This is a genomic window from Coleofasciculus sp. FACHB-712 (assembly GCF_014695635.1).
Taxonomy (GTDB): domain Bacteria; phylum Cyanobacteriota; class Cyanobacteriia; order Cyanobacteriales; family FACHB-T130; genus FACHB-T130.
Genome location: NZ_JACJOQ010000330.1, coordinates 1 through 3,873, shown reverse-complemented (window position 1 = coordinate 3,873; position 3,873 = coordinate 1). Strand labels below are relative to the sequence as shown.

The window sequence follows — 3,873 nt, the reverse complement described above, 5'->3', positions numbered from 1 at the left end:
TTTGGTTCTGGGCATCCCTTAAAATGTTCCCAATCCTTTTCACTCATGGATACTGCCATCGGGCATAATTGCCTGAGTCAGAATGGCTCCGCTCAAGTCAACTTCCAACAAATCGGCTCCTCTGAGATTGGTTCGACTCAAATTAGCTCCATATAGATTCACTCCATTCAAGTTAGCTCCTCCTAAAAAAGCTTCACTTAAATTTGCATAACTAAGGTTTGTCCCACTGAGGTCTGCTTTCCATAAGTTCGCGCCAGTTAAATTGGCTTTACTGAGATCCGATCGCCTTAAGTCGATTGCAGCCAAATCAGCTTGACTTAGGTTAGCGCCAACTAGGACAATTCCGCTTAGACAAGCAGTTCTTAGATTGGCTCCCATCAAGTTAAATGTAGAAATACATAGCTTGCCTGTCTGCATTGTTACCTTACTAAAGGTTCTTTGTCCGGTAGCGTATCGTTTGAGAAGTTCGTCAGCTTTTTTTTGAACCAACTCTGGCTGTGGATTCGCTGATGAATCAGTTTTCCGAGAGATAACTTCCATGTATGTAATACTCTAGCGCTCAAATTGAATATTTTTTTATCATCCCCCTTTGGACATAAAAATAAGCATCGGAAATGATAAAGAATCTATAAAAGTTTAGTGAAGTTTGTTATTTTTTTAGAGGTGAAGAAATAATTAAAAATTTAAGATTCTAGTGCAATTTCTTAATATTTAGTCATGCAGATGGTTATAAAGAGATGCCTGTAAAATTTAGATTAAGTTACGTATTTTTCAGGAGAAATTAACAAGAAAAGTTTTCGCAATTAAGTAATACTACGTAATGTGCAATGCTAATACATTTTGTTTTTTGTTTGCAGTATATAGACTTCTTAACTCCCCAATTTATCGGGAAGCTAGAGAAGAACTGACAAAATTTGGGTAATCGTAGGAACGAAAGACCGTAAAATCAAGGCATGATCTATCAACGCCCTCGCCCCGAAATCCCCGATTGCACTTGGAGTCGTCCCATTGGTCTCGGCTGGGACAAACCCCACACGGTTCGCTACCCTAGTAATCTCGACGATGGCCCTTGGCACGGGATGCCCTTGGGTGGCTTTGGAGCCGGATGCATCGGTCGTTCTTCGCGTGGCGACTTTAACTTGTGGCATTTGGATGGCGGAGAACACGTCTTCCGGAGCCTGCCTGCTTGTCAGTTCAGCGTCTTCGAGCAGCCAGAAGACTCCCCCGCGCAAGCTTATGCGCTTTGTACAGAACCGCCTGATGATGGGACTTTATCCCGGTGGTTGTGGTATCCAAAGGAAGGGAGGAGTCGTGAGTCGGGAGCCGGGAGTCCGGAGTCGGTCGGAAATTCTTCGGGAACCTATCATGCGCTGTATCCCCGCAGCTGGTTTGTTTATGAAGGGGTTTTTCAGTCTCAGTTGACGTGCGAGCAATTCTCCCCCATTTGGGCGGGTAACTATCAAGAAAGCTCTTACCCGACAGGAATCTTTCACTGGACTGCCCACAATCCTACGGATAGGCCGATCACGATTAGCATCATGCTGACGTGGCAGAATGTCGTAGGTTGGTTTACGAATGCAATTCAATCTCCAGAAGTGCGGGTGCGGGATGATGGCAGTCCGGTTTACGAGTACCAGCCGCGCTGGGGGGATAGTACCGGAAATTTAAATCAGTGGATTGTGGACTTCCACCGAGTGGGGTGTCTGCTAGATCGGGTGAGGCTACACGATGAAGTCGGAGAGGGAGAAGGACAGTGGGCGATCGCAACTGTCACGAATCCTAGTTTAGAAGTCTTCTATCACGGTCGTTGGAACCCGATCGGGGATGGCTCAGATATTTGGGATTTATTCGCTTGTAATGGCTCGTTGCCAGATCGAGAAGATGAAACTCCGGCAGCACCAGGAGAACAAATCGGTTGCGCGATCGCTGTCCGGTTTACTCTAAAACCTGGGAGAACTCGCCAAATTCCCTTCATCGTCTGCTGGGATTTTCCAGTAATGGACTTCTCACAGAGTAACCAGCAACCAAATCTGGGCACTCAATACTACCGCCGCTACACCGATTTCTTTGGTCGAAACGGCAAAAATGCCTGGTCGATCGTCCGCACCGCTCTCAAGCAAGATGATATGTGGAAGGATGCGATTCGGGAGTGGCAACAGCCGATTTTGCAGCGTCAAGACTTGCCCAATTGGTTCAAAATGGCGCTGTTTAATGAGCTGTACTTACTTTGCGACGGCGGCACCCTCTGGACTGCGGCTTCGGAAGATGACCCTGTGGGGCAATTTGGCGTCCTAGAGTGCTTGGATTATCGCTGGTACGAAAGCTTAGATGTGCGACTTTACGGCTCATTTGCTTTGATGATGCTTTGGCCTAAACTGGACAAAGCGGTGCTAGAAGCTTATGCACGGGCGATTTCCACCCACGACGAGACGCCCCGAATTATCGGCTATAACCAAGCCTCAGCCATTCGCAAAGCCGCCGATGCGACGCCCCACGATTTGGGTGCCCCCAACGAGCATCCGTGGGAGAAAACGAACTACACCAGCTATCAAGATTGCAACCTGTGGAAAGATTTACCTTGTGACTTTGTGTTGCAGGTTTATCGAGATTTTGTCTTAACGGGTTCCACAGATATCGAATTTTTGCGCGAGTGTTGGGTGCCGATTGTGAAGACGCTTGCTTATGTCAAGCAATTTGATATCGATGGGGATGGGATTCCCGAAAATTCGGGTGCGCCCGATCAAACGTTTGATGATTGGAAGTTGCAGGGGGTTAGCGCCTACTGCGGCGGCTTGTGGATTGCGGCACTAGAGGCAGCGATCGCGATTGGTGAAATATTACACAAGTCTGAGTTCAATTCCGAAGAAAATTCCCCTGATTACCAATTACCGATTACCGAATACCAAACCTGGCTAAAACAATCCCGGCAGGTGTATCAAGAAAAACTCTGGAACGGTCAATACTACCGGCTCGATAGCGAAAGCGGCTCTGATATCGTGATGGCAGATCAGCTATGCGGTCAATTCTACGCTCGTTTATTAAAATTACCCGATCTCGTGCCGCTTGAGCGTGCCGAATCTGCCTTAAAAACTGTCTATAATTCTTGTTTTTTGAATTTCAATCGGCACCTCCCGTCCTCCCAACCTGAAACCTTTATTGGTGCCGTTAATGGCGTCAAACCCGACGGTACACCAGCAAACCCCGACGCGACTCATCCCCTGGAAGTTTGGACTGGTATTAACTTTGGGCTAGCAGCATTCATGATCCAGATGGGAATGAAAGAGGAAGCCTTCCAAATGACGGAAGCTGTGGTGCAGCAAATTTATGACAATGGGTTGCAATTCCGAACCCCGGAAGCGATTACTGCTGCCGGTACTTTCCGCGCCAGTCATTACCTGCGAGCAATGGCAATTTGGGCAATCTACGGCATGATAACGCACTTTTAACGGCAGTATCCCGTTATTTTTTGTTATCCGAATTTCCCTTGGGGATGCTACACATTTAATCCCCCAACTCTCCACTCAATTGGAGAAAAGAGAAGCATTCAGTGTAGCGGTAAAAATGTGAAATGAAATCGTTTTTCTCCGATTAGCCAACAGCATCCTCTAAGGCGAAAGTGAAATTATCCCCCTTCCCTGGTAGGGGGATTGCAGGGTGGTTTCATACAAACAAAGAAAAATGAGAATAATGCTTAAAGGTGATTGAAAATCAACCAATGATTCGGATGAATATCATTGAACAATTACAACAAATCCCAGATTATCGTCATATCCGAGGCCGGAGACATCCATTGTGGTTAGTGTTGTTACTCATCCTACTGGGAGCGATGACGGGATATTGGGGCTATCGACCATTAGAAGATTTCACACGGGT

At 46.8% G+C, this 3,873-nt stretch carries 2 protein-coding genes; one reads left to right on the top strand and one right to left on the bottom strand.

Annotated elements, in window-relative coordinates; genetic code table 11:
* Window positions 1–39: 39 nt before the first annotated feature.
* Window positions 40–540, bottom strand: a complete 501-nt coding sequence (locus tag H6F50_RS08455; RefSeq protein ID WP_190428335.1) for a pentapeptide repeat-containing protein — start codon at window positions 538–540, stop codon at window positions 40–42.
* Between the two features lie 413 nt (window positions 541–953).
* On the opposite strand from H6F50_RS08455, the gene H6F50_RS08450 reads away from it, so the two are divergent.
* A complete protein-coding gene (locus tag H6F50_RS08450) occupies window positions 954–3,446 on the top strand; it encodes a GH116 family glycosyl hydrolase (protein WP_190428333.1) in 2,493 nt (830 codons plus the stop codon).
* Window positions 3,447–3,873: the final 427 nt, after the last annotated feature.